At 32.8% G+C, this 26,503-nt stretch carries 23 protein-coding genes; 4 read left to right on the top strand and 19 right to left on the bottom strand.

The window, feature by feature from the left end:
• The 12 genes from B8T70_RS07910 to B8T70_RS07855 all read right to left on the bottom strand — a co-directional run.
• The coding region (locus tag B8T70_RS07910; RefSeq protein ID WP_133059414.1) for a hypothetical protein at nucleotides 1-279 on the bottom strand (279 nt) is incomplete at its 3' end.
• A 99-nt stretch (nucleotides 280-378) separates the two neighbouring features.
• On the bottom strand, nucleotides 379-1,017 hold the full coding sequence (locus B8T70_RS07905) for a hypothetical protein (protein ID WP_086894527.1): 639 nt from the start codon (nucleotides 1,015-1,017) through the stop codon (nucleotides 379-381).
• Between the two features lie 114 nt (nucleotides 1,018-1,131).
• Nucleotides 1,132-2,856 carry a sodium:solute symporter gene (locus B8T70_RS07900; RefSeq protein WP_039114270.1) on the bottom strand — a complete coding sequence of 575 codons (1,725 nt, stop codon included), beginning with the start codon at nucleotides 2,854-2,856 and terminating at the stop codon, nucleotides 1,132-1,134.
• A 121-nt stretch (nucleotides 2,857-2,977) separates the two neighbouring features.
• Nucleotides 2,978-5,509: a PIG-L family deacetylase gene (locus B8T70_RS07895; RefSeq protein WP_086894526.1), complete on the bottom strand. Its 2,532-nt coding sequence runs from the start codon at nucleotides 5,507-5,509 to the stop codon at nucleotides 2,978-2,980.
• Between the two features lie 149 nt (nucleotides 5,510-5,658).
• A complete protein-coding gene (locus B8T70_RS07890) occupies nucleotides 5,659-6,168 on the bottom strand; it encodes a hypothetical protein (RefSeq protein ID WP_039118668.1) in 510 nt (169 codons plus the stop codon).
• A 225-nt stretch (nucleotides 6,169-6,393) separates the two neighbouring features.
• A complete protein-coding gene (locus B8T70_RS07885) occupies nucleotides 6,394-8,217 on the bottom strand; it encodes a POTRA domain-containing protein (RefSeq protein WP_369827387.1) in 1,824 nt (607 codons plus the stop codon).
• 49 nt (nucleotides 8,218-8,266) lie between these two features.
• A complete protein-coding gene (locus tag B8T70_RS07880; protein WP_039118667.1) occupies nucleotides 8,267-9,364 on the bottom strand; it encodes an AI-2E family transporter in 1,098 nt (365 codons plus the stop codon).
• 466 nt (nucleotides 9,365-9,830) lie between these two features.
• Nucleotides 9,831-10,364, bottom strand: a complete 534-nt coding sequence (locus B8T70_RS07875) for a mechanosensitive ion channel domain-containing protein (RefSeq protein WP_086894525.1) — start codon at nucleotides 10,362-10,364, stop codon at nucleotides 9,831-9,833.
• Nucleotides 10,365-10,375: 11 nt separating this feature from the next.
• A complete protein-coding gene (locus B8T70_RS07870) occupies nucleotides 10,376-10,960 on the bottom strand; it encodes a Maf-like protein (protein ID WP_086894524.1) in 585 nt (194 codons plus the stop codon).
• The gene (locus B8T70_RS07865) at nucleotides 10,953-11,879 is read right to left on the bottom strand and encodes a geranylgeranylglycerol-phosphate geranylgeranyltransferase (protein WP_086894523.1); all 927 of its coding nucleotides are present in this window, start codon (nucleotides 11,877-11,879) and stop codon (nucleotides 10,953-10,955) included. The genes B8T70_RS07870 and B8T70_RS07865 overlap by 8 nt, the downstream gene beginning before the upstream one ends.
• 283 nt (nucleotides 11,880-12,162) lie before the next feature.
• Nucleotides 12,163-12,690: an HAD family hydrolase gene (locus tag B8T70_RS07860; RefSeq protein WP_039114264.1), complete on the bottom strand. Its 528-nt coding sequence runs from the start codon at nucleotides 12,688-12,690 to the stop codon at nucleotides 12,163-12,165.
• A complete protein-coding gene (locus B8T70_RS07855) occupies nucleotides 12,674-13,435 on the bottom strand; it encodes a Rossmann-like and DUF2520 domain-containing protein (protein ID WP_039120045.1) in 762 nt (253 codons plus the stop codon). The genes B8T70_RS07860 and B8T70_RS07855 overlap by 17 nt, the downstream gene beginning before the upstream one ends.
• Before the next feature lie 197 nt (nucleotides 13,436-13,632).
• Here B8T70_RS07855 and ccsA point away from each other — a divergent pair, with 197 nt between their 5' ends.
• Complete coding sequence (gene ccsA / locus B8T70_RS07850) at nucleotides 13,633-16,890, top strand: cytochrome c biogenesis protein CcsA (protein ID WP_086894522.1); 3,258 nt, start codon at nucleotides 13,633-13,635, stop codon at nucleotides 16,888-16,890.
• 545 nt (nucleotides 16,891-17,435) lie between these two features.
• On the opposite strand, the gene arsB is transcribed toward ccsA, so the two are convergent.
• Genes arsB through B8T70_RS07830 form a run of 4 tightly spaced genes read right to left on the bottom strand, consistent with a single transcriptional unit; the run spans nucleotide 17,436 to nucleotide 19,983 of the window.
• Entirely contained in the window at nucleotides 17,436-18,506 is a 1,071-nt protein-coding gene (arsB, locus tag B8T70_RS07845; protein WP_086894521.1) for an ACR3 family arsenite efflux transporter, read from the bottom strand.
• A gap of 1 nt (nucleotide 18,507) precedes the next feature.
• Nucleotides 18,508-19,128, bottom strand: a complete 621-nt coding sequence (locus B8T70_RS07840) for a low molecular weight phosphatase family protein (protein WP_207621521.1) — start codon at nucleotides 19,126-19,128, stop codon at nucleotides 18,508-18,510.
• Nucleotides 19,129-19,146: 18 nt separating this feature from the next.
• A complete protein-coding gene (locus tag B8T70_RS07835; RefSeq protein ID WP_039120050.1) occupies nucleotides 19,147-19,632 on the bottom strand; it encodes a DUF6428 family protein in 486 nt (161 codons plus the stop codon).
• A gap of 18 nt (nucleotides 19,633-19,650) precedes the next feature.
• A complete protein-coding gene (locus B8T70_RS07830; RefSeq protein WP_086894530.1) occupies nucleotides 19,651-19,983 on the bottom strand; it encodes a helix-turn-helix transcriptional regulator in 333 nt (110 codons plus the stop codon).
• Nucleotides 19,984-20,245: 262 nt separating this feature from the next.
• Here B8T70_RS07830 and B8T70_RS07825 point away from each other — a divergent pair, with 262 nt between their 5' ends.
• Complete coding sequence (locus B8T70_RS07825) at nucleotides 20,246-20,887, top strand: hypothetical protein (protein WP_086894520.1); 642 nt, start codon at nucleotides 20,246-20,248, stop codon at nucleotides 20,885-20,887.
• Between the two features lie 220 nt (nucleotides 20,888-21,107).
• On the opposite strand, the gene B8T70_RS07820 is transcribed toward B8T70_RS07825, so the two are convergent.
• The 3 genes from B8T70_RS07820 to B8T70_RS07810 all read right to left on the bottom strand — a co-directional run bounded on the left by B8T70_RS07820 (nucleotide 21,108) and on the right by B8T70_RS07810 (nucleotide 22,915).
• Nucleotides 21,108-21,494: a DoxX family protein gene (locus tag B8T70_RS07820; RefSeq protein WP_039114256.1), complete on the bottom strand. Its 387-nt coding sequence runs from the start codon at nucleotides 21,492-21,494 to the stop codon at nucleotides 21,108-21,110.
• A 102-nt stretch (nucleotides 21,495-21,596) separates the two neighbouring features.
• Nucleotides 21,597-22,385, bottom strand: a complete 789-nt coding sequence (locus B8T70_RS07815; protein WP_086894519.1) for an anti-sigma factor domain-containing protein — start codon at nucleotides 22,383-22,385, stop codon at nucleotides 21,597-21,599.
• The gene (locus tag B8T70_RS07810) at nucleotides 22,385-22,915 is read right to left on the bottom strand and encodes an RNA polymerase sigma factor (protein ID WP_039114254.1); all 531 of its coding nucleotides are present in this window, start codon (nucleotides 22,913-22,915) and stop codon (nucleotides 22,385-22,387) included. Before B8T70_RS07810 ends, B8T70_RS07815 begins: the two co-directional genes overlap by 1 nt.
• 582 nt (nucleotides 22,916-23,497) lie before the next feature.
• Between B8T70_RS07810 and B8T70_RS07805 the strand changes: the two genes are divergently transcribed.
• Together B8T70_RS07805 and B8T70_RS07800 are read left to right on the top strand one after the other, a co-directional pair.
• The gene (locus tag B8T70_RS07805; RefSeq protein WP_086894518.1) at nucleotides 23,498-25,711 is read left to right on the top strand and encodes a TonB-dependent receptor plug domain-containing protein; all 2,214 of its coding nucleotides are present in this window, start codon (nucleotides 23,498-23,500) and stop codon (nucleotides 25,709-25,711) included.
• A gap of 145 nt (nucleotides 25,712-25,856) precedes the next feature.
• Nucleotides 25,857-26,444 carry a glutathione peroxidase gene (locus B8T70_RS07800; protein WP_086894517.1) on the top strand — a complete coding sequence of 196 codons (588 nt, stop codon included), beginning with the start codon at nucleotides 25,857-25,859 and terminating at the stop codon, nucleotides 26,442-26,444.
• Nucleotides 26,445-26,503 lie beyond the last annotated feature (59 nt).

Here is a 26,503-nt window from a genome sequence, read left to right as displayed (position 1 = left end):
TAATAAGGTGATAATTAAAGCGGTTAAAAACACATAAAATCTAAGATTGGTACTAGTTGTTCCTCCTACATTATCCCATGGCGCGCCTAATGTAATTGTAGTAAGAATTGCTTCTACAAGACCAATGAATATTCTACCAAATATCTCACTTATTCCTTCGCCACAATCTTTGCAAACAGAAAAACCATAAATAAACCCCGTTAATGGAAACGAAAATATAATACCTACAATTGCGGAAATAAAGAGCAATTTTCTTTCTGATGTTGTCTTTTTTTCCATCGATTAATTATTTTTCGAGTTACTTAATGGTTATGACTTATTAATGTATCGTGTTTGCTACGAAGTTAGGAGAGTTCATAGAGTAATCAAAATAATTATTTAATTATATGACAAATAGGCTTCTATTTTCTCGTGTGTTTTTGATTTAAAACGCTTGAATTCGGCATAGTATTTACTTGTGCAACTTTCGTCCAGGAAAATAAGATAACTGAATTTCTTTTTTATTCCGTAATTGTTGTCTGTAAACTTTTCAAAATAGGTTGTTGCAATTGCTATAACTGCTTCTTTGGTAGTAAAATAATATTTAACGCCATTTTTAAGCGTAAACTCATCTCCAACCACTGGATAGTGAACGGTTTGATTGATAATGAAAGATTTGGGAACTGTTACCCAATAGTTTTGGTCTTTATCTCTATAACTGTATATAGCATTATCTGATACTGTAAATAAAGTACCATTATCGGTATCGAGAATGCATTTGCGTCTAATATCTCGATTACTAGCAAAAACAGCTATTTCTGAAGTGTATTTTTGCGTCAGTAATTCGGTTACCTTTTTTTCTATTTGCATAATAATTACTTTAGGTACAGTTGATTGACTGTAAGGTTGAGGTAAAAATATGTTTAAGGCTGTTTGGCTGTAACCCAAATAAATTATAAGAATGATATAATAAGGTATTTTCTTAAAGCGAAAAATAGAAGTATGATTTTTAGGTTTTAGCCCTGATGGGAACGGCATCCTTTTATGGCAGGGTTTGCCATAAAAGATATAGTGTACAGCAGGAAATAGCTCCAAAAAAAAAATGCTGTAAAACTAAGTCTTACAGCATTTTTATACTAAATGTGATTTATGTTAAGCTACTATGGCTTTTTGTTTTCTAAAGATTGTAAGTTGCATTAGTAAGGAAAGGAATATGGTTAATATTGCTCCGATAAAGTTGAGCCATAAATAACCTAATTTTTCTTGCCCGCTTGGATAAATCCAGATTGAGTAATAAAAGATGATAAATATGGTGATCTGGCTAATAAGTGCGCTATAAAAAACGGCCTTAGACTGTACGTGTTTGATATAAAAACCAACCAGGAATATTCCTAAAACGGTTCCGTAAAATATGGATCCGATGATATTTACTAATTGTATTAAATTCTCAAATAAGGTTCCTACACAAGCAAAAAGGATAGCGATAATCCCCCAGAATAGAGTAAAAAACTTGGTTGCGTATAGATAGTGCTTATCTGATTTTTCGGTTTTAAGGTTACGTTTGTAAATGTCGATTGCTGTGGTCGATGCCAATGCATTTAGTCCAGAAGCGGTAGATGACATGGCTGCCGAAAGGATTACTGCCAATAACAACCCGATTAATCCTTTTGGTAAATAGTGCAGGATAAAGTGGAAGAATACATAATCTTTGTCGTTGGTTTCACTATTACTGTCGGCTTTTATAATGATTTCTTTGGCTCGCTCACGCAAATCTCTTTCTTTATTAGATAATGTTACCAGTTCTTTGCGTAGAATCGGATTGTCGTAATCCTGATTTAACTGATCGATGTATAATAAATTGATTACTTTTTTATCTTCAGAAAGTACGTTGAGTTTTTTCTCGAGCGCATGATATTCGTCTTTATACGCCGATTTCTCGATTATGACTTTGTTATTTGGATTAAAATTTAAAGGAACTGGATTGAACTGAAAAAATACAAATACCATTATTCCGGTTAAAAGAATAAAGAATTGCATAGGAACTTTTAAAAGTCCGTTCATGATTAATCCCATCTGGCTTTCTTTTACTGATTTACCCGATAAGTACCGTCCTACTTGCGATTGGTCGGTTCCGAAATAGGCAAGGGCAAGGAAAAAACCTCCTGTGATTCCGCTCCAAAAAGTATATTTTTCTTCTGGGTTAAAAGAGAAATCTACGATATTCATCTTATCATTTGCTCCAGCAATATGCATGGCATTGGTAAATGTCATATCGTTTGGCAGGTAATGTAATATCAGGAAGAAGGTAATGAACATCCCCGACATGATGACAAACATTTGCTGTTTTTGAGTTACGTTTACTGCTTTTGTACCGCCTGAGAAGGTGTAGATAATTACCAGTAATCCGATCATGACATTCATTAAAGTTAGATTCCAGCCTAAAAGTGCTGATAGGATAATTGCTGGTGCATATATGGTAAGTCCTGTTCCTAAACCTCGCTGAACTAAGAATAGTATTGCTGCAAGTGATCGGGTTTTTAAGTCGAATCGTTTCTCTAAGAATTCATAGGCTGTAAATACTTTGAATTTGTGATATAAAGGGATAAAGGTTACGCAAATGACTATCATAGCAATTGGTAATCCAAAATAGAATTGCACAAAACCCATTCCGTCATGATATGCTTGTCCCGGAGTTGATAAAAAGGTAATGGCGCTTGCTTGTGTTGCCATTACCGAAAGTCCTACGGTGTACCAAGGAGTTTCGTTATTGCCTAGAATAAAATCTTCGACATTTTTGCTTCCTTTGGTTTTCCAAGAGCCGTAACCAACAATAAATAAAAGTGTAACTATGAGTACAATCCAATCAAATAGTTGCATATGTTATGAGTATAAGTGCATTATTAAATAAAAAATCAGAATATAGATGGCGTTGGCTACAAGCACATAGGTGTAGCTTTTTTTCCATGTTTTTATTTTTTTCGTTGCCATATTAAAGCTTTTAATTCTTAATTTCTTTATTTGGGATTTGTACTGGTTGTTTTAATGAGATTATATTTGATAATAATCGATAGGCTCCGGGAACTCCTTCGGGTAATTCTCTAAAGAAGCTTAAACCGGTGTAAATATAATATCCTTTTCCGTATGGGGCGACTAATAATGCGCCCTTTTTAGCCGATTCTCCTTTGTCATGGGAGGATAGGATAGGAGTGAAGGCTTTGTCGTATTCACTTGGATAATACAATCCTTGTTCTTGTTTCCAGCCTTCAAAATCTTTGGAAGTAATTTTATTAGGTGTACTTAAAACAGGATGATTTGGTGCCAGAAATGTAACTTCGGCATTTTCTTCGGTTACTCTATCTGAGGAAATTTTTAGAGGATATGGCGCAATAGTATCGGTTACAAGATCGCCTGCTGTATTGTATTGTACTATCATTGTTTTTCCGTTTTTGACAAAGTCAAATAATACAACTTGTTTATTAGCAAGTGCCTGAATGGTGTTGTAAGCACGGATTCCTGTTATTACGACATCAAAATTATCTAGTCTTGTTGGTGTAATTTCTTCGGGTTTTAAGATGGTTACTTTATACCCCATTTGTGCCAGACTATTAGGAACTTCATCGCCTGCGCCCATGATATAGGCAATTGAATCTCCTGTTGTTTTTAGGTCAAATCGGATGCATTTGGCTTCTGCTGGGGATAAAACCTGCTGTTTGGTGATATGACTGTAGTCGATGATGGTTTGGTCTTTATCGTAACGTTTATTGCCTACAATTGCTACGCTTTTTACTGTTGCGTTTTCTGGGTTTACTGGCGGTGTTACCTCAAAATAAACAATTTGTTCTATTCCTTTTTTGGCTAGGATAAACGGAATTTGTTTCGGAGAAATTATCCAGCTTTTTGGTAATTCTAATTGTAAATTACCGCTTACACCATCTTTTCCTGCTTTTATTTTTACAGCAACTGTTTTGGTCTGAGTATCTTTAAATAGTAATACTTTTTCTAGAATTGTGGTTGTAACTTCGGGAACGATATCCAAGAAATCATACATTTCGCCTTTTACATCGTCATTATATTTATAAACTACGGTACGCTCAAACGGAATTTCAACATTGTTTATTTTAATATTAAAAATAACTTTTACATCACGAATAATATCTGGAACGCCTATGTTTTCCTGATTAGAAACGGTGTACATTCCTATAGTTGCTTTTTCGGCTAACCAATACGGTTGTGTGTAAGGAATTGTAGTTGGTAATTGAGTTTTTAAATTGATTTTTTGATCTTTATTATTAGTTAAATCAATGTTTTGAGGTGTTGTTTTTTGGTCAGGCAATGTTGTTATGCTTACTAATTGCATAGGAACCGAAGTACGATTAATAGCTTCTAGTTTTAGGCTTACAGTGCTTCCTTGTGTTGTTTCTTGCTGTTGTGCAACTGCTTCAAGGTATAAACCAGAACAGGCTGCTATTATTTTTTTGATTTCTTCAGATTTTAATGCTTTCCAATGATTTTCATTTAATGACTGAATCATTGTGTAGGCTTTTACCAAATCGGGTATGCTTGCCGATGGATTATTAAAATTGTATTGTGTCAGGATTGTATTGATTAGTTCTCCAATAGGTTTTCCTCCTTTAATACGGTTCCAAGTAGTATCGATTCCGTCAAAAATATTAGATGGGTCTTTTGGTGTATCTCCGTTAATAAGTTCCAGATATTCGGTATCCTGACCACGGCTTCCAGTTGCACCAAAACCTTGTGATTGATGACGACTGCGGCTCAAGGCTGCAATTTCCTGATTAGATTTTCCTATTCCGGGATAATAAACCCCAGTTTCTAATGTTGTAAATTTAGATTTATTGGCTGCTTCAAATTTTTCCTGACTGCCGTAAAACCACCAAGAAGTATTAAAGAATTGGCGCTTAGGTTGCCATGGCGTTACATATTTTAATTGTTCGGGATATATGCTAGGATTATTGGCCAGATCAAAGCTCTCAACGCTTAACATTGCCGATGAGGTATGATGACCATGTGTTGTACCGGGTGTGCGATGATCAAAACGATTAATGATTACATCGGGTTGAAACTTACGAACTGTCCATATGATATCGGCAAGTACTTTTTGTTTATCCCAAAGAGTTAATGTTTCATCTGGTGTTTTTGAGTAACCAAAATCATTGGCACGTGAGAAAAACTGTTCGCTACCATCAACTTTTCTGGCTTCGATAAGTTCTTGCGTTCTAATTACTCCTAATAATTCTCTTAATTGTGGTCCTATTAAATTTTGACCACCATCGCCTCGGGTTAAAGATAAGTAGCCAGTTCTTGCATTTACTTCATTAGATAAATAAGAAATTAATCTTGTGTTTTCATCATCTGGATGTGCAGCTATATAAAGTACCGAGCCCAAGAAATTTACTTTTTTTATCTGATTGTAAATTTCAACCGAATTTGGTTTTTGTGGTTTTTGGGCAAAAGCAGCTTGTAAGCTAATAAGAACTAAAAGGATAATCTTTAGAAGGAGTCGGTGCATCTGAGAATTATTTAATTTTTTAAGATTGTTTTCAAAAATAGTAATAATAGAAACTGGTAATTGTTAATGACATGTAAAGATGTTAAAGTATTTGTTAAAAAAAAGAGAGCGCCATATCTTGGCACTCTCTTTTAATTGCGAAATATTGTTTAGTGTCTTCCGTGTCCACGACCATGTCCTCTACCGTGGTCATCATCATCATCATGGTCGTCATCACGGTCATGTCTGTCATGACGATTGTGTTTGTCTTTTTTGTAGTAATCATTACGATCTTTTTTATAATAACCGTATGTTCTTTGTGGTTTACCACGATACCCTTTGCAATATTGAACTCTATGTCTGTCAAAATAAGCATACGGAGTTCTACCGTGATAATCATTTAAAACTACTTTGTATCCTCCGTACAAATCATAATTTCTATATTGTCTTGGCAAACTGGTTGATCTAATCCATCTTCCTCCACCAAAATAAATAAACTGTGTGGCACGAACGTCATAATAAGCCTCAACGTCTGGTAAATAATAATATTCTGTTTCAGCATATCCAACTGGTCCCCATTGTGGCGGTGAGCCTATGTTTACGTTTATCGAAACTTGAGAATGCATGGTACTTGAAATAAATAGAAATATTCCGAAAGTAATAATTTTTAGTGTTTTCATTTTTTCTGGGGTTTTGGATTCTTAATTTCAATATTGAAATGTTTGACTATTTCGATATCTGATTTGTGAAATCCAAAAGTTGTGCCACAAAAAGTTTTTAAAATGATAAAAAAAGACAATATTTATTTATTTAAAAATAAAAGCGCTGATATATAAAGTGTTAGGTTGGTTTTTATTTTTAGTTTTTTTCTGAAAAATAAAATAAAATGAGGGAATGTTCTGTGCCTATCTATACTCGACTAATCTTGGTTTAGCTAATTCAAAATTTTGTAATCCAAAATCGGTGGTTTCAAATGTGTTTGTTTTAAAAACATTATCGCCTTCAAAAGGAATTGTTGGGTAGTAAGAAATAGATAACTGAAAGGAACTAAAAACTAAATAGTCATTACTTATTAGTAATCCCAGAGTTATTTTAGAATATACTTTATTTCTCATCATTGCATCGCCAGTACTTCCTAATACTGCAGCGGTATAATTAAAAAAGGGATTCACACGAAAACCTACTACTGCATGTGGCGCATAGGTTTGGGTTTGTAATGACAATACCATTTTGCTAGTGCCATATATTGGACTGTTAAAACCTTGCAGACCATTATTTCCATTAATATTAAGTTGGTCACCGACAGTATTTTCTCGATTAGCACCAATAACTAATGCAGGTTTTACAAACTGTCTTAGTTTCCAGTTCCCTATTTTTACTAGGTTTGTAAAATAATTGGCTTCAAAAGCAAATGCACTTTGGTATGTTTTAGATTGATGAAAGAAAGTCCCAAATTCAAAATCGGCACTAAAGAATCCCCATTTATGATAATTTCCAAATGATGCCTGAGCGCCTATATAAGGACGCCAAAATGTATTTTTATATTGATATCCGGCTGTTATCCCAAAGATTCTTCCTGTGGCGACATCTTCGGTAGCCCCATTTCTAAATATATAATTGTCTTTAACAAACTCTCGGGTGTTGATTCCGATTCCAGTAAGCAATAATTTTTCGTCCGAATAAAAACTAATAGGGTCGTATTGTGGCTCGGGAGATTCTATATAGTCTACATTTAAGATACGCCCTGAGATAATTAAGTTGGTTTTTCTTTCTTTTTCTTTAAAAATAGGAAATGCTTTTCCTAACCATCCATCTTGCGTATTGTATTTGAAATTCTGAAAGCTGTACTTAAGATCAGGACCTTGTAAGGAGTCTCTTCTAAATTGCTGACCAATATACAATCCGCCTGCCCATCTTGTTAAAGGGGAGTAAAAAGGGCGCTCTATGGCAATACTTTTATTATAATTGTTATCTAAATCGTTATTATACTTGGCCGTTACATTAATAAAGGTATTTTTAATATTAGGAACGGTATAGGTAAAATCATTGGCATTTTTTCCATCACTAAAACGGTTTGTAAACTTATATTCTAATTGCTGACCGGTCCCGAAGAAGTTTTTATCTTTTATTCCCACACCTACCTGATTACTAGAAATAGAGAACTTAGGGATGTAACTCCAGGAATCCAGAACTCGAATCGTAACATCTACCGAATCAGATTGTACGCTGGTTAATTGCTCTGAAATACTTACAGTATTAATATATTTTTGAGATCGGATGATACGCTCCGATTCCTGTACTTTGTAGGCATCGTAAGGCGTATTTTTTTTGAATAATAATAAATTACGTATTGCGAATTGTTTTGTTTTTAGATGAAGCCTATTTCCGGTTCTTTCTCCCCAATTTCTAGGTGTAACTGTTGAGTCACTCTCAGAATATCCAAAAGGATCTAGGGTTACAATGGTAATTTTGCGTATAATTTTTCCATCATAATTGGTAGTATCTACTTTTTGAATTATTTCCTGATTTTTTTTTGGACGTGTAGTTCTAAAAACAAACCGGTGAAAGAAATTAGTGAACTTATGTTTCTTGGTATATGATTTAAGCTTAGAATACATTTCGGTACTATCTTTTTTAGGCTCATTTACCTGCGAAAAAGAACTAGTATAGCAAAAACATACTAGGATGAGTAATAGGTATGTTTTATATTGAAATAGTTTTATTATCAAGTTAGGTAATTTTTATGAATTCATTTTAAATAGTATATAAAACGGCATTCTATTCTTTTAATTTTGTTTTCTTTATTTTCCAACTAAATTTTTTCGGCAAATCATTCCCTATTAAATATCCCCAAGGTTCTAAAGATTCTATCCTGTCAAAAATTATTTTGAGAATAGCCAGTAAAGGTATTGCCAGAAACATTCCTGATATTCCTGCAACTCCGCCACCAACAATAATTCCGATGATGGAGAATAGCGCATTTATTTCGACCTTGGTATTTATAATTAATGGTACAAGTACGTTATTATCTATTAGCTGAACAATTATATTTACTATCAGAATTCCCAGAATTATAGAAATTTCGGGAGTTCCTGTAAGTGATGCTAAAACGGTTAATACACCTGCAATAAAAATCCCTATGTACGGAATCATGTTTAAAATTCCAGTTATAAGGCCTAATAAAACAAAATATTTTACCCCAATAATATAAAGACCTAAGCTTGTTAATACAGCCACTACAATCATTTCTATAATAAGACCTACAATATAATTGTTTATCGATACTTTTATCTGAGTTAATATCTCTTTTAGTTTAGTATGATGTTCTTTCTTAAACAATTTAGCCAAGAAAAGGGTAAAGTGTTTTTTATATAAAAGAAACAAAAAGATAAAAATAGGTATTATGGTACAATCCAAAAGAACATCTGAAAGAGATCCTAATGCTGTTCCTAGTTTTTCTCCTCCATTTTTTACAGAATCAGAAGTAACGTTTTCAATATATTTTTTTTGTTCTCCATTACTGATATTAAAATTTGCTTTTATAAAATTCTGCAAATCATTAAAAACGGCAATTGCATTTTTCTTAATTATAGAAAAATCATTGGCAATATCACTAATCTGATACGAGATAAATGTGAGTATCCCTATTATTACAAGTACAAAAATAAGAACTGTAACTATAGATGCTAAAAAATGTGGAAAGCGTAACTTTAAATGCAATAATGAAAATAAGGGTAGTAATAATACTGAGAATAAAAAGGCTAATAGTACTGATGTTATGATGTCTTTACCTATAACAAATATAAAACCAATACAAATTATACTTATTAAAACACACACAAGTTTTACATAAAAAGGCAATTTAATTGATTCCATAACTGATTTGTTGAGGTTAAAAAGCTTTTATTACCACTAATAAAAGCTAAGTTAAACAAATGTTATGCTTTATTTGTCTTTTTACGTTTTAGTTTTTTATTTTCAGCTTATAAAATTCCCATTAAAATTTAAAACCACATTAAGGAGTTTAAGCAACAATATTTTTTTTGAACCATATAAGTTATTTAAGTAAATATAAGTTTTAAAAAGTCTTCGCTTAAATGGGCTTATATAACTTACATGGTTATCTTTTTTTAGGCAAACAATATTTTTTTTGAACCATATAAGTTATTTAAGTAAATATAAGTTTTAAAAAGTCTTCGCTTAAATGGGCTTATATAACTTACATGGTTATCTTTTTTTAGGCAAACAATATTTTTTTTGAACCATATAAGTTATTTAAGTAAATATAAGTTTTAAAAAGTCTTTGCTTAAATGGGCTTATATAACTTACAGGGTTATCTTTTTAATCAAAAAACTCTTTATCTTCAAAATGAGCTGGTATAATTGAGATTCCTTTTTGCAGAAGCAAATTATTAGGATAGATTATTTTTTCCCCTTCTTTGGTTTTTAAACTTACGTGAAATGCATTTATATCTTCGATTTCGGCTTCGATAGGGAAATCTTTATCATGAATTTTTATTGAATCTCCTATTTTAAAAGGAAAGGAGAAAAACAAAATAATTCCTGAAGTTATATTACTTAATATAGACCATTGTGCAAACATTGCCACCCCAATAACGGTTGCTATAGAAGATACGGTAAGGAAAATATCATCGGTTTGAACACCCCAAACCACAAATAAACCTATTATAAACAAGATATTGGTTAGTAAATGGATGTACTTAATTATCAAATTGGTTCGATGCTCCAAGAAATGCTCTTTTTTAGCATATCGGCGTACCAATTGGGTAATAGTAACTCTTACCGCAGCCGTTATTACAATAAGGATTCCTGTTGCAAATATTTCTTTGGCGTAATCGGTAAAAAAAGCTGTCATAATTTTATATTTTAATCTAATGTACTTAAATATTCATAAACTCTGTGTGTAGGAAGCCCCATAACATTGGTATAAGATCCTTCCACTTTTGCAACTCCTACAAAACCAATCCATTCCTGAATGCCGTATGCACCAGCTTTATCGTATGGTTTGTAGTTCTTGAGATAATATAAAATGGCTTCATCGCTCAATACTGTAAAGGTAACCTTTGTAGTTTCGTTTATAACAACCGATTTTTCATTGGTCCTAAAACAAACAGAAGTAATTACATCATGAGTTGTATTCGATAATGATTTTAATATATTAAATGCATCTTCTTCATCTTTCGGCTTACCCAAAGCTTTGTCATTATGCCAAACAATTGTATCGCTTGTAATCAGGATTTCGTTTGGTTTTAATTCACCTTCAAAAGCTGCTGCTTTAAGTTCAGCCAGGTAATCGGTAATTTCGCTTCCTTTTAATTCTGGAGGAAAGATTTCTTCTACATCCTTTAATCTAATTTCGAAATCTAGATCCAGGTCTTTAAAAAATTGCTGACGTCTAGGTGAGCCCGAAGCCAGTATTAAAGTATATTTTTTTAATTTTTGTTTAAGCATTGTATTTAATATTAAGATTGATGATTAAGATAGACAGAATCCCGAAGAATAAAATCCATTTTAAAACTGCGCTCAAATGATGAAACTCTTTATTGGTTTTGGCAGTGATTATTTTTGCTATAAAGTAAAATAGTGGTGCCAGCACAAATACAAACGCATATAATGTAGCGATGTACAGATTATAAGCTACAAAATAATTATTGATATAAATTAGTAATAAAACGATTGGAATTATTGCAAGCGCAAAAACTACTTTGGCAGTTCGGCTTGTGCCAATTGCAATAGGTAATGTCTTCATCCCTTGATTATAATCGCCATTTGCATCTTCGATGTCTTTTACAATCTCACGTATAAAATTAATTATAAAAGCAAATATGGCATAATCTAAAAGAATAGAGAACATACTCGCCATTTGTGCTCTATTGCCCACGTCTGTAGCAGGAAAAATATCAAAAACTCCGATTATTATAACACTAAAAGACAATACTAAGGCAACAACAACATTGCCCAAAATCATGATTTGTTTTAAAGTTGTAGAGTAAAAATAAAGACTGGCAGCAATTAGAATAAAAAGGGTTGCAAAACCGGGTCTCATAATTACATTAGATAAATAAAATCCAATTGCAACTCCTGTAATATTAAGCGCTACATATATGTTATAAGCAGCAGTTTCAGAAATACTTTTGCCAACTACAACATCGCTTGGTTTGTTAATTAAGTCAGTTTCCTGATCAAAAATATTATTTATAACATATCCGGCTGCCGCTATTAAAACCGTGCTTAAAACCAATAAACCATACTGCCAATCGGCTAATGCCAACGGTATATTTTGCAATTTTAAGAAACCATAACGAAATAGTATTTGCATAAATGCAAGCATTAATAGGTTTTGGTAGCGAATGAGTTTGAGGTATTTCATTTTTTTTAAGGTGCTGAGGTTTTTCTTAAAGACACAAAGGTTCTAAGTGGCAAAGGTTCAAAGGTTTTTTGTAGAGGCGCACCGCAGTGCGTCTTTATAAGAGATTCAAAGGTTACAATATTGTTTAAATCATGGGTGTTTAGATTATACACTACATAAATCACAATAATAGATTATATACTACATGGTTTTGTTACGAAGTCTATAATGTAAAACTCAATTCTTAATATATAATATAGGCACTGTAGATTGATACTGAACACTGTTACTGTATACTAAGACTCTAATCGTGTTTTCCGTTAAAATGCTCCATCCATTTCCCTTGTACTTTCATAACTTGTTCTATTACATCGCGTGCAGAACCTTTTCCTCCTTTTACGTGTGAGATATAACGACAAATTGTTTTTATTTCTGGGCTAGCATCTTGCGGGCAAGTAGGTAATCCTACCAATTTCATTACGTGATAATCAGGAATATCATCACCCATGTATAATACGTGCTCAGGATTAATGTTATATAATTCAGTATATTCTTTAAACGTTTCAACTTTATCCGGAGTCCCTAAATGAATATCTTTAATTCCAAGATTGCGTAATCGTACGCGTACGCCTTCATTGCTTCCGCCAGAAATAATACATACATTATACCCACTTTCTACAGCCGCTTTCATAGCATAACCATCACGAATATTCATCGTACGAAGAATTTCTCCTTCATTGGTTACAAAAACCGAACTATCAGTAAGTACTCCGTCAACATCAAAAATAAAAGTAGTGATGTCGTTCATTATTTCTTTATAACTTTTTGCCATTATTTTGTATAGATTTTGTTAGTAATGTATATATGTTTTTTTGATTTTCATCAGATAAATAACTTAAATGAGCCTTAATTGTTGTTGCATCTTTACGTTTTGCAGGTCCAGTTTGAGCATCAATAGGAGAAAGTGTATTTATTTTATTAGCTGTTTCGGCTATTAAAGGCTTAAGGATTTCGAAAGAAACGCTATGTTCCGTGCAAATTTCCTGTCCGATTTGGTATAGGTGATTGGTGAAATTATTTACAAAAACGGCAGCTACGTGCAATGCTTTTCGTTGTTCAGAATTGATAGGATATACTGCATTCGAAATGATCTTAGCAAGCTTTTCGAGTACTAAATAATCGGTTCTGTTTTCTGCTTCCAGACAAAGGGGAACCTCCTTAAAATTGACTTCTTTATTTTTTGTAAATGTTTGTAAAGGATAAAACACGCCACTTCGGTTTTTTATATTAATTGCTTGTAATGGAGCAGTTCCTGATGTATGAGCAACCAGTTTGTTTTTAAAAGGTAATTGCTCTGAAATAGTAGAAATAGCATCATCAGAAACAGCAATAATATACAAATCGGCTTCTTTTAAAAGAGCCAAATCAGTTACAATTTTGCTAGAATCGAGTAGAGGAGATATCACTTTTTTTGTTCTGGAATACACCTGAATAAGTTCAATCGCACTACTTTTTGCGAAAGCATTTATTAAATGTTGGGACACATTTCCCGAGCCAATTAGTGTTATTTTAATCATATTGCAAAATTAGCATTTTTTTTTAAAGGACTCCCGTTACAAAGTAAGTTCGTACAGAAAGTGTTTTTTGCAGGAAAAATAGTTCTTTAATGACTGTTGGAGTACTTTATTTTGGATATTATTAACAAATCCACGAATATCTGAATCAACATTTTTAAGTACTTTTGTGCCACTTTATAAAATGTAATTCCTCAATAATGGATAAAAAAATATTCTCCTTTTTGTTTTCTACACGATTAATGGCTGTCCTTTTTTTAACATTTGCAATTGCAATGGGAGTTGGGACTTTTATAGAAAGTAAATACAATACCGATACCGCTAGAATTTTTATTTACAATGCATGGTGGTTTGAGGTCATAATGGTCTTCTTCTTAATTAACTTCTTCGGAAACATAAAAAGATATCAATTACACAAAAAAGAAAAATGGGCTACCTTAATGGTGCATTTGGCTTTTATATTTATCCTTTTAGGAGCATTCATAACACGTTACATTAGTTACGAAGGAATGATGCCAATACGCGAAGGCGCTGCCGAAAATCAAATCTATTCAGATAAAACATTCATTACCATTTTTGCCGATGGAGAGTACAAAGGCGAGATGAAACGCCGTGTTTTCGAGAAAAGCTTACTATTATCTCCAGTTGCCGATAACGATTTTAGTATTTCGGGTAAATTCAACGAAACTCCATTTGAAGTTGAGTATAAGGATTTTATCATGGGAGCAAAAGAGGTTATAAAACCAGATCCTAGCGGAATCGTATATTTAAAACTTGTAGAAGCTGGTGAAGGCGGACGTGAAGAGCATTTTCTTAAAGACGGAGAAGTTCAAAACATACACAACGTTCTGTTTGCATTAAATAAACCTACAGACGGAGCTATCAATATTAATACAACAGGCGAAACCTATACGATACAAACCCCTTTTGAAGGAGATTTTATGCGTATGGCCGATAAACTTAAAGGAAAAGTAACCAAAGATAATGTACAGCCATTAATGATGCGTTCATTATACAGCATTGGCGATATCCGAATTGTTTTCCCAGATCCAGCCGTAAAAGGAGTTATTGCTTACGAATCTAATAATGATTACAAAGCAAAAACCCACGAAGACGCATTAATTGTAAAATTAACAGCCGAAGGACAAGAAAAAGAAGTAACCTTATTAGGGTCTAAAGGTAAAATAGGAGACTTTAAAACAGTTAAAATCGGAAATATCGATTATACATTCTTCTACGGAAGTAAAGCTTACGTATTGCCATTTAAGGTTAAACTGAATGATTTTATTGCTCAGAAATATCCAGGAACCGAGAAAAGTTATTCTTCGTTCGAAAGCAAAGTTACCGTTATAGATTCAAGTAAAACATTTGATGCCAGAATTTATATGAACCACGTATTAGATTACAGAGGATTCCGCTTCTTTCAATCTTCATTTGATCCAGACGAAAAAGGAACAGTATTATCTGTAAACCACGATTTCTGGGGAACTAATATCACCTATTTAGGTTATTTTATGTTATTCTTCGGGTTAATGGCAATCATGTTTACCAAACATTCTCGTTTTGCCGACTTAAAACGCAAACTAGAAGTGGTAAAAAATAAAAAAGCAAAACTAATTACTATTTTAGTATTAATGTTGAGCTTTAACGGATTTGCACAAGAGCAACATGATCACGACCATGACCACGATCATGCAGAACATAGTACAGACCCAAATCATGACCATGCAAAAGATCATAAACATGAGCATGCACCACAAAGTACAGATCCAAACAATCATGCAAATCATGTAACAAGACCACCAAGTCAGAAACAACTTGATTCGTTAATAAATATCTATAAAGCGCCAAAAGAGCATGCTGCTAAATTTGGTCGTTTAATTATTCAGGATGCAGGCGGAAGAATGAAGCCTATTAATACTTTCTCATCAGAATTATTGAGAAAAGTAAGTCATGACGATACGTATAACGGAATGAATTCAGACCAAGTATTTTTGTCAATGACACAATACGCACAGGTTTGGATAGAGATCCCGATTATATACATAAAATCAGGAAATGATAGTATTCGTAAAATTATAGGAGTTGATAAAGATGCAGGATTTGCACCTTTTATTAAGTTTTTTGACGAAAAAGGAAACTATAAATTATCACCTTATTTAGATGCGGCTTATAAAGCAGCAAATCCGAATCAATTTGAGAAAGATTTTATCGAAACCGATAAAAAAGTAAACCTTATGGAATCGGCTTTAAGCGGAAGTATGCTTAAGATTTTCCCGATACCAAAAGATCCAAACAATAAATGGATTTCATACCTTGAGATTAGTAATGCTGGTTTAAAAGGAATGGACGAAACGTACGTAAAGCAAATACTACCAATGTATTTTGCTGCTTTAAACAACGCTTCGATAACCAAAGATTTTAAACAAGCTGATGAGTTACTAGAAAGTATTAATGGGTTCCAGAAGAAGTTTGGAAGTAAAGTACGACCAAGCGAAGAGAAAATTACATCAGAGTTATTGTATAATAAATACGATGTGTTTAAAAAGCTTCCGTATTGGTATATTACAGCTTCAATCCTGATGCTTATTTTTACAATTCTGAATATCTTCTTCGAGAAAAAGTCATTAAGAATAACAGTTAATGTTTTCCATATAATTATTGGAGCCTTATTTGGGTTACATACACTAGGATTAATAGCACGTTGGTACATTTCGGGACACGCACCATGGAGTAATGCTTACGAGTCTATCATATATGTAGCTTGGGCAACAATGTTCTTCGGGTTGGCTTTTGACAGAAAATCTAAGCTTACCGTAGCATCATCAGCATTTGTAACAGCAATGATCCTAATGGCAGCATATATGAACTGGATTGACCCAGAAATAGCCAATTTACAGCCAGTTCTTAACTCATACTGGTTAATGATACACGTAGCAGTAATTGTTGCTAGTTACGGACCATTTGCATTAGGAATGATATTAGGATTTGTATCGTTGGTATTAATATTCTTTACCAATAAGAGCAATAAAGCCAAAATGGATTTAAACATTCAGGAAATTACCTATATCAACGAAATGGCATTAACAATCGGATTGATTATGCTAACCATAGGAAACTTCCTTGGAGGACAATGGGCCAATGAAAGTTGGGGACGTTACTGGGGATGGGATCCAAAAGAAACTTGGGCATTAATTAGTATCATGATTTACGCATTTGTAATTCACGCTCGTTTTGTACCAGCCTTACGCGGAAAATGGATATTTAACCTAATGAGTATGTTTGCGTTTATCTCAATCTTATTTACATATTACGGAGTAAACTTCCACTTAGTAGGATTACATTCATACGCAAGCGGAGAAGCACATTCACTAGACTGGATTTGGTATTCATTAGCAGCAATAACCTTAATAGGAGCCGTGACATACCCAAAATACCGCAAGTATTATAAAAAATAACAGATTATTAATTCACATAAAAAGGTTCAACTGCAAAGTTGAACCTTTTTTTATTTAGCATTTTTCTTAGTAACAGTACAGCTTTGCGAACTTTGCGTAAAAGCTTGCGTTCATTGCGGTAAAAAAAACTTAGAATCTTAGCCTCTTAGCTACTTAGTATCTTTATTCCTAAAATTAGAAGCTATTTCCTGCTTCCCGATAGTTATCGGGACACTATATCTTTTTATTTTTAAAGAAAAAATAAAAAGGATGCCGTTCCCATCAGGGCTAGGACATTCGTTTTCATGATAAAACAAGCAATACATATCTGCTCAATCTGCTAAATCTGCGTGCAAAAAACAACTACAAAGAGTATAAAGTTTAAGACACAAAGCTTTGCGTGCTTTGCGATTTTATAGAATTGTACTTGTAAAAAACTTTGCGCCCTTTGCGGTAAAAAAAAACAACCGCAAAGGGCGCAGAGTTTACGCAAAGGGCGCAAAGCATTATTGTGATCAAGAGTGTACACAAACTAAGCAACCTTTGGACCTTTGCAACTTAGAACCTCAGTACCTTTTTTTAAAGAACCTTTTCCTAAACCAAAAAGCAACATTAACCAAAGCAATCAAAGCAGGAACTTCGACTAATGGACCAATTACGCCAGCAAAAGCTTGTCCGCTATTGATTCCGAAAACCCCAATGGCAACAGCAATCGCAAGTTCAAAATTGTTTCCAGTAGCTGTAAATGCAATTGCAGTAGTTTTAGAATAATCGGCACCAAAATATTTCCCTGTAAAAAAGCTAAATACAAACATTATAACAAAATAAAGAACCAGCGGAATAGCAATTCGTATAACATCCATTGGGATTTGTACAATTAATTCTCCCTTTAGGCTAAACATGATTAATATGGTAAAAAGCAAAGCAATCAATGTAATAGGGGAAATTGCAGGCACATATTTATTCTCAAACCAGGTGATACCTTTTAGCTTAATAAGAATATAACGGCTACCAATACCAAGTGCAAAAGGAATCCCTAAATAAATACCAACGCTTTCGGCAATTTGACCAATGGATATGTTTACATTAAAACCCGTATATCCAAAATAAGGAGGTAAAACAGTAATAAAAAACCAAGCATAAATGCTATAAAGCAAAACCTGAAAAATACTATTTAGCGCAATTAAACCAGCGGCATATTCACGGTTTCCATCAGCAAGATCATTCCATACAACAACCATTGCAATACATCGGGCTAAACCTATTAAGATTAAGCCAATCATATATTCAGGATAACCATTTAAGAATAATAAAGCCAAACCAAACATTAAAAAAGGACCTACAACCCAGTTAAGAAAAAGAGAAGCACCCAATACACGAGTGTTTTTAAAAACTTCACCCATGAGTTCGTATTTCACTTTTGCTAGCGGAGGATACATCATAAGTATTAAACCAATTGCTAGCGGAATATTGGTAGTTCCGCTAGAGAAAGAATTGATAAAATCTCCGCTAGACGGAACAAAATAACCAATTGAAACCCCAGCTGCCATGGCAAGAAAAATCCAAAGCGTTAAAAAACGATCAAGAAAACCTAGCTTCTTTCTTTCGATAGTAGGGGCGCAAGTATTTGCAGACATATTATTTTTTTATTAGTGAGAAAACATAAAACATTTCGGTAGCAATTTGCAAACTGCGCTCCTGATATTTCTCAAGTTGTAAAGGTGTATTATCAAATGCTTTTGGGTCTTCATAAGTAATCGGAATTCGTTTCTCGGCACCAGCAATAAATGGACAATCACCATCGGCTTGAGAACATGTCATGATAGCCACAAATTTGCTATCGGGATTGAAACTAGCGTCAAATGATTTAGAAAATCCAATAATAGGATGTTCATTCGATGCAAATTTTATGGAATAAACCGGATTTTTCCCCTCAGAAATAGCTTCGATTTTAAAACCAGATTTTTCTAATGTTTTTACTACCATTGGATACAAAGCTGTGGCTTCAGTTCCTCCCGAATAACTAATAACATTTTTTATGTCAAAATGTGCCGCTGCAGTCTGCGCCCAAACTTGAGCCAGATGACTTCTTCTTGAATTATGAGTGCAAATAAAAACAAGCCTAATTTCTTGTAGCGTATTTACTCTATCTTGTATATAAAATATTAAAGGCAGCAAAGCATTCTTTCGTTCATTGGTAATAGATTTGAAATCAAAAGAACGAATTGTGTTTTCGATTTCTGGGAATAGTATGTTCATATTTAGGAGATTATGAGATTAGCAACAACTACCGCCTGGAGTACAAGAACTAGATTGATTTGATATATCCGAAAGATGAACTTTTGGTTTTTCAGATGGAATTCCGCATTGATCTTGAGCCAAGCAAGCCGTTTGTTTGTTTAGTAAAACAAAATCTTTACCGTTAAAACCTAAATCATATTTGCCAATAGTAGTATCTTGATATTCAACTTCAATTTCAAAATCTTCGATCCCGATAGCTATCGGGACTAAAACCTTTTCCGAAAGTTCGATGATATGAACCAGTTTTTGTGGTTTTAACCTATGTTCATAATCATTGGCATCCCAAAGCTGAAAATTTACAACTGTTTCCTTGCGAACAGTCCCGCCACAATCGATAAAATTCTTGGTTATTAAACCAACTTCAGTTACGTGAAAATATTCGGGTACAAAAGTCCCATTTGGAAGCTGAAAATTAATAGCTTCAACTGTTTTTAAGATGTTTTTAATTTCTGAAAGTTTCATAATTTTTATTTTTAATATTTAACAACATTCATTATTTCTTTTCTCCAAATGCGTTTCAACATGTTGGAAAAAAACTTTAATTTTTTCAAATCCCGATTCGTTAATGCAATAGCAAATAGCGTTTCCTTCGATATTACCTTTTATTAAACCAGCATTTTTAAGCTCTTTAAGATGCTGAGAAACCGTAGGCTGCGATAGGGGTAATTCGTTTACGATATCACCGCAAATACATGCATTTACTTTAAGTAAGTATTCTATAATGGCAATTCTTGCAGGGTGACCCAATGCTTTTGCCAGAATAGCAAGTTCGTTTTGGTTGTCTGTAAAGAAATCTGTTTTAGTTGCTCCCATTGTCATATTTTTATATTGCAATATTACGATATAGATTTTAAAAAATAAATAAAATTAAGAAGAATTTATTATAATTGGTTTGTATTGATGTGTGTAGACTTAAAAAGGTGAGTATGAAAAACAGCATTCTTTAAATCGATTTTAGGCGATAATAGTAGTTATTTTGGGGGAGAAATAAATTCTGAATTAAGTATTTTTGTTACAGATTTAAAAAGATCATTCATAGACTAAAAAATATATAGATATTATTAATTCAAAAAATATGATAAGACAAATTGCCGAAAAATTATTAGGGCGTTTATTAACAAACAATGACGGATTTGATGTAGAAACAATTGAAAATGCAGAAACGAAACTAGGACAATCAATACCAGCAATATTGAAAGAGTTTTATATTACCGTAGGTAAATTGGATATTTTTATGTCTTCATTTCAGCGATTTCTAAAACCTGAAGATTTGTTTTATGAAGATGAAAAATTAGTCTTTCTAGAAGAAAACCAGAACGTATGTTATTGGGGCGTTAGTACAGCAGATACTTTAGTTTATCAAACTCAAAGTATAGATAATGCGGTATGGTATTCAGAAGAAATATTGCTTTCAGATTTTTTACAAATGATAATGTACGGACAATGCGCAGAAGGTGGCTATCCGTTTTCGGGTGCAATTTATGACATGGATCAGGATGAGTTAACAGAATTTATAGAAGAGATAACCACTAAAGATTGGCAAAAAGTTGTAGATCATAATAACTGGATTATTTATGAAAATGACAGAAAGCTAATTTGGTATTTTACAGATGATAATGGGAACTTATCAGAAGATTATCCCTTATTTGTCTCAACTCCAACTAAAGAAGACTTTTTGAAGATGGAAGAAGAGTTCGGTTTTTCAGATTTAGATTGATTTTTTTATAAGGTACTGAGGTACCAAGAGACAAAGGTTCAAAGGTTGCATAGTTTGTGTAAAAAAATTAATCGCAAAGGGCACAAGGTTTTACGTAAAGTTCGCAAAGCTATTGTGATTATTTTATGTGCAAACTATGCAACCTTTGAACCTTTGCAAATCAAAACCTTAGCTCCTTTAAAAAACCTTTGAACCTTTGTCTCTTAGTACCTTTGAACCTTTATTTCTCAGAACCTCCAAAAAAACCTTTTGGAAACATAATTGCCAGTAAAACGCAAATCAGTAAAAAGTTATATTCCATTCCGTTTCTTCCGCCACCTACAACAAACCATCCTTCTTGAAAATGAACCAGAATAATCCCCATAATAAGAACTAAAATAGTAACGATTGCAGCAAAGTTGATGTATTTATTGATAAGCAAAAGTACAGCAGCTACAATGTGCGATAGTTTTATGGACCAGGCAAGAAATACACCAAAAGGAGCAAACCCAATTTGGTTTAAATAGAGATTCCCAAAATTATTAATGCCATTGTCGAATATTCCGAAAACGCTGTGTGTAAGTAAGATAATCGCAACTGCAACTCTTAAGATTAATGTACTGTTCATAAATTGGTTTAGTTATTGGTTAGTTTAGATTTTAAAAATAATAAAAAAACGCATATTAATTTGTTTTAATATGCGTTTTAAATTTTTATAATAAGTTGGTTTTTAAACCTTTCCTAAAGTATATAATTGATCCATTGTAGGACTTGGGCTTCCGCCTTCAGGTTCGAGTGTGATTCCAAAAGCTTCGGCATAACCAGTATTTTCTACCTTGAATATTTTTTGATTGTTAGAGTCAAATTCAGTCAACAAACCAATACTAGTAGGAGTAAGTACAGGACTTAATTTTAAAGCCCAAACCTGATATACTTTTCCTTTTGGAGGTTTTGGTAATCCAGCAGCATCAATATAAGTTACTTTAGTGTCTTTATTCCAATATGCTTTGGCAAAAGATTGTGGCGCAACTGCTTGTCCGCCCAGTGTAACTCCAGTGTTTTTTATATCCCTTACAATCGATAAGTTTTTCTCGGTGATTTTGCTTTCTTGGTCTAAGAGCGCATATTCACTTTTTAATTTATCTTTTTCACTACCTACAACTTCTATTGCTTGTTTAGTTTGGGTAAGTTGCACATACTGATAAGCAAAACCTAATAAGAAGAGTACAGCCGCTACCCAACCAACATATTGAGACCAAGTAGAAGCTGGTTTCATATCGACAACTTTGCCGTGTTTAAGTTCTAGTTTAGCTTTAATTTTTTCAAAATTAGCTACCGAATGAAAAGGAGAAAAACTTGAGGATAATGCTACTATTGCTTTTTCGATTGCAATAATCTCATCATTAATTTCGTCATGTTTTTTAGCCATTGCGGCCACTTCTATGCTTTCAGACTCTGTAAGTAATCCGTAAACATAAAGCTCTAAAATTCCTGATTCTATATATTCTTTTGTTTCCATTATAATTTCAAATAAATTCGTAAGTCGTTAATACAATTTCTGTTTTGCGTTTTTATAGTTCCCAAAGGCATCGCAAGCTCTTCTGAAGCTTCTTGTTGCGTATATCCTTTAAAGAATAATAAATCAATTATTGCAATACATTTAGGTTTTAGTTTTTTTACAAACTCATGAATACCAATAGTATCTATTTTATTGACGAGTTTGTTACTGTCGTCAAGTAGATGTACGAAATTATCTGAAGAAAGGTTTTTTTGACTGTTATTGAAATTTTTTGATCGGAGTTTATCAATTGATGTATTCCTGGCAATATTAAGGATCCAGGTATAAAATCGACCTTTACTTTCGTGGTAAGAATCGATGTTTTTCCAAATTTTAACAAATACTTCCTGAAGTACATCTTCGGCTTCTTCTCTATTTTTTATAAGAACATTAATTACAGCAAATAAACTTTTGGAATACATATCGTAGAGATGTGTAAAAGCTTTTTCGTCTTTCTTATAAATTAATACTAATAACTCTTCTTGACTCATATTCTATAGATTTTGGGTGAATAAACGCATGAACTTTAGTTTATAAATGGGGAATATTGTTAAAGTTGGTATAAATATAATTCAAAAATTTAAAGAAATTGTAATTTATTTCTAACAAGAAAAGGTTCTAAATGCATGAAAAATAAAATATTACATTTTTTTATTTTTTTAAAACCAAACTCAAACCAATCTCGTATATACAAAATAATGAAGGTCTGAATGGGGGATAATTTAGACTTAAATATTTGTTTTTAATCAGGGATAGGTTTCCATTCTAATGTATTTAGGATAGTAATGGTAAATATGGGGGATAATATTTTGCCATTTTCTACAGAGCAGACGAAGGAACGAATTTGGAAACCTTTTCCTAATTAAATTGCATTCTACTTCAAAATTCCAATCACCAAAAGTTAGATTTAACCACAAAAGGCTTAAAATTGAGTTATTAATATCGTTTAAAGTTTTAAATTAAAGTTCGACTTGGCGATGAGTTATAAAAAGAATATTTTTGCCAAAAAAAATGTAAGAATAATCAATTCAAAATCTTGCATGCAAAAATAATTCAGATTATAAAATTCCCCAATGAAAAAATATTTATTAATACTCCTGATGACCTTTGGGTTAAAAAGTTACAGTCAAATTTTAAAAGGTATTGTAGTTGATGTAAATGGAAACACTATTGAAAATGCCTATATTTTTAATGCAAAATCCGAAAGTCACGCACATACTAACGAAATTGGAAATTTTAGTATCGAGAAATCTACCATTGGAGATGTTTTAAAGGTTAGTGCTTTGGGATATAAAAAGACAACTTACACAATAACTGACTCGGATATCATAATTGCGCTAGAAGACGATAGTTTTAAATTAGATGAAGTTGTAATTCAGCCTAAAGTACTAGCAATGAATGTGATTTCGAAGATAGATTTGGAGGTAACTCCAGTAAACTCTTCGCAAGAAATTTTACGTAAAGTGCCTGGATTATTTATTGGACAGCATGCTGGAGGAGGAAAAGCCGAGCAAATGTTTTTAAGAGGGTTTGATATCGATCACGGAACCGATATTGCAATTACGGTTGACGGAATGCCTGTAAATATGGTTTCGCATGCACACGGACAAGGATACTCAGACTTGCATTTTGTGATTCCCGAAACGGTAGATAAAATAGATTTTGGTAAAGGAGCATATTATGCCAATAAAGGCGATTTTGCAACAACAGGATATGTTGATTTTAAAACCAAAGACAAACTAGAAAATAGTAGTATTGGTGTTGAAGTAGGACAGTTTAATACCTTTAGAACTGTTGGTTTATTTGACTTACTAGGAAAACAAAAAAAGCAAAGCGCTTATATTGCTACCGAATATATTATAACCGATGGCCCTTTTGATTCTCCTCAAAACTTTAATAGAGTAAATTTATTAGGGAAATATTCGGCGATACTTGATGATAATAGCAAAATATCGATTTTAGCCTCACGTTTTTCGAGCAAATGGGATGCATCAGGGCAAATTCCGCAACGATTGGTAGATCAAGGGATAATTTCGAGATTTGGATCTGTAGATGATACAGAAGGAGGAAACACATCTAGAACAAACTTTAATGCTTCTATTCATAAAATAATTGACGAAAATACATTCTTAAAAGCCAATGCTTTTTATACTAATTATGAGTTTGAATTGTATTCGAATTTTACTTTTTTCTTAAATGACCCAGTAAATGGCGATCAGATTAAGCAAAAAGAAAATAGAAATATTTATGGAATGAATGCTGAATTGAACAAGAAGGTTAAAACAGATAAATTAGATTTAGGATTTCAATGGGGAGTTGGATTTCGTAGTGACGCTACAACCGATTCTGAACTTTCGCATACACTAAACAGAAGAACCGTTTTAGAACAAATTAAGTTAGGAGATATCGATGAGTCTAATCTTTTTACTTATTTAAACTCAGAGATAAACATTGGGAAATTAATTATAAACCCAGCTGTAAGAATCGATTATTTTAAGTTTAATTATCAGGATAAGTTAACGACAGATTACAAAACACAATCAGAGAATAAAGTGAGAGTTTCGCCTAAGCTTAATTTTATTTATACTCAAAACAATAATTTGCAATATTATCTTAAATCAGGAGTTGGTTTTCACTCTAACGATACCAGGGTAGTAGTGGCTAATAAAGGAACAGATATTTTACCTATTTCTGTTGGAGCAGATTTAGGAACAATCTGGAAACCATTCCCTAATTTAATCGTAAACTCGGCTTTATGGTATTTATATTTACAACAAGAGTTTGTGTATGTTGGTGATGCAGGAATTGTTGAGCCAAGTGGAAAAACCAGACGTATGGGAGCAGATTTAGGGTTGCGTTACCAATTAAACCAATGGTTGTATTTTGATTTTGATGGAAATTATACCTATGCCCGTAGTATTGATGAACCTAAGGGAGAAAACTATATTCCGTTAGCACCAGATTTTACAACAACAGGAGGATTAAGTTTTCATAAATGGAACGGGTTTTCGGGAGGAATACGTTACCGTTACTTAAAGAATCGTCCTGCCAATGAGGATAATTCTATTGTTGCCGCAGGTTATTTTGTATGTGATATGAATGTGAATTATGATTATAAAAAATTCACTTTTGGAGTTTCAATCGATAATTTATTTAATACAGCATGGAATGAAACCCAGTTTGCAACGGAATCGAGATTAAAAAATGAGCCAGAAAGTGTCGAAGAAATACATTTTACGCCAGGAACTCCCTTTTTTATGAAAGGAAGAATTATATACAAATTTTAATAAAATAATTTAATTTGTTTATTAAAGAAGCCTAACGTTTATAGCGTTAGGCTTCTTTGGTTAATTAACAATTGTTCATCATAAAATAAAGTGAAGAACGAAATCAGGTAAATCAAATTTGATTAATTTTATAAAAAATTTAATTATGAAAAATATATTGTTTCTATTCTGTGGAGTTATGTTTTTATTTAGCTGTCAGAATCAAGCACAAAATAAAAAAAATAAAAACAGTAAAAGCGAAAATATCATGGAAAAACAAACCATTTATCAGTTTAAAGTAGAAGACTTATCAGGAAATCCGTTTGATTTTGCTTCTTTAAAAGGAAAAAAGATAATGATTGTAAATACAGCTTCAAAATGTGGATTAACACCACAATACAAGGATTTAGAAGCAATTTACAAAGAATATAAAGATAAAGGTTTTGTAATTGTTGGGTTTCCTGCAAATAACTTTGCATCACAAGAACCAGGTACAAATGAAGAAATTGGTGCTTTTTGCCAACAAAATTACGGTGTTACTTTTCCTATGATGGACAAAATCTCGGTAAAAGGAGATGATATGAACGAAGTATATAAGTTCTTAACTCAAAAATCTAAAAACGGAGTGCAAGATTCAGAAGTAGAGTGGAACTTTCAGAAATACCTAATCAACGAAAAAGGAGAATTAGTAAAAGTAATCTCTCCTAAAACATTGCCAACTGATCCAGAAATTATCAATTGGATTAAAAGCTAATTAGCGTTTAAAGAATAAATAAAAAGCGATTTTCATTATTGAGAATCGCTTTTTTTTAT

Source organism: Flavobacterium sp. AJR, from assembly GCF_002156885.1.
Classification (GTDB): domain Bacteria; phylum Bacteroidota; class Bacteroidia; order Flavobacteriales; family Flavobacteriaceae; genus Flavobacterium.
Note: the sequence above shows the minus strand (reverse complement) of the source record. Positions and strands in the feature narration are given on the sequence as shown.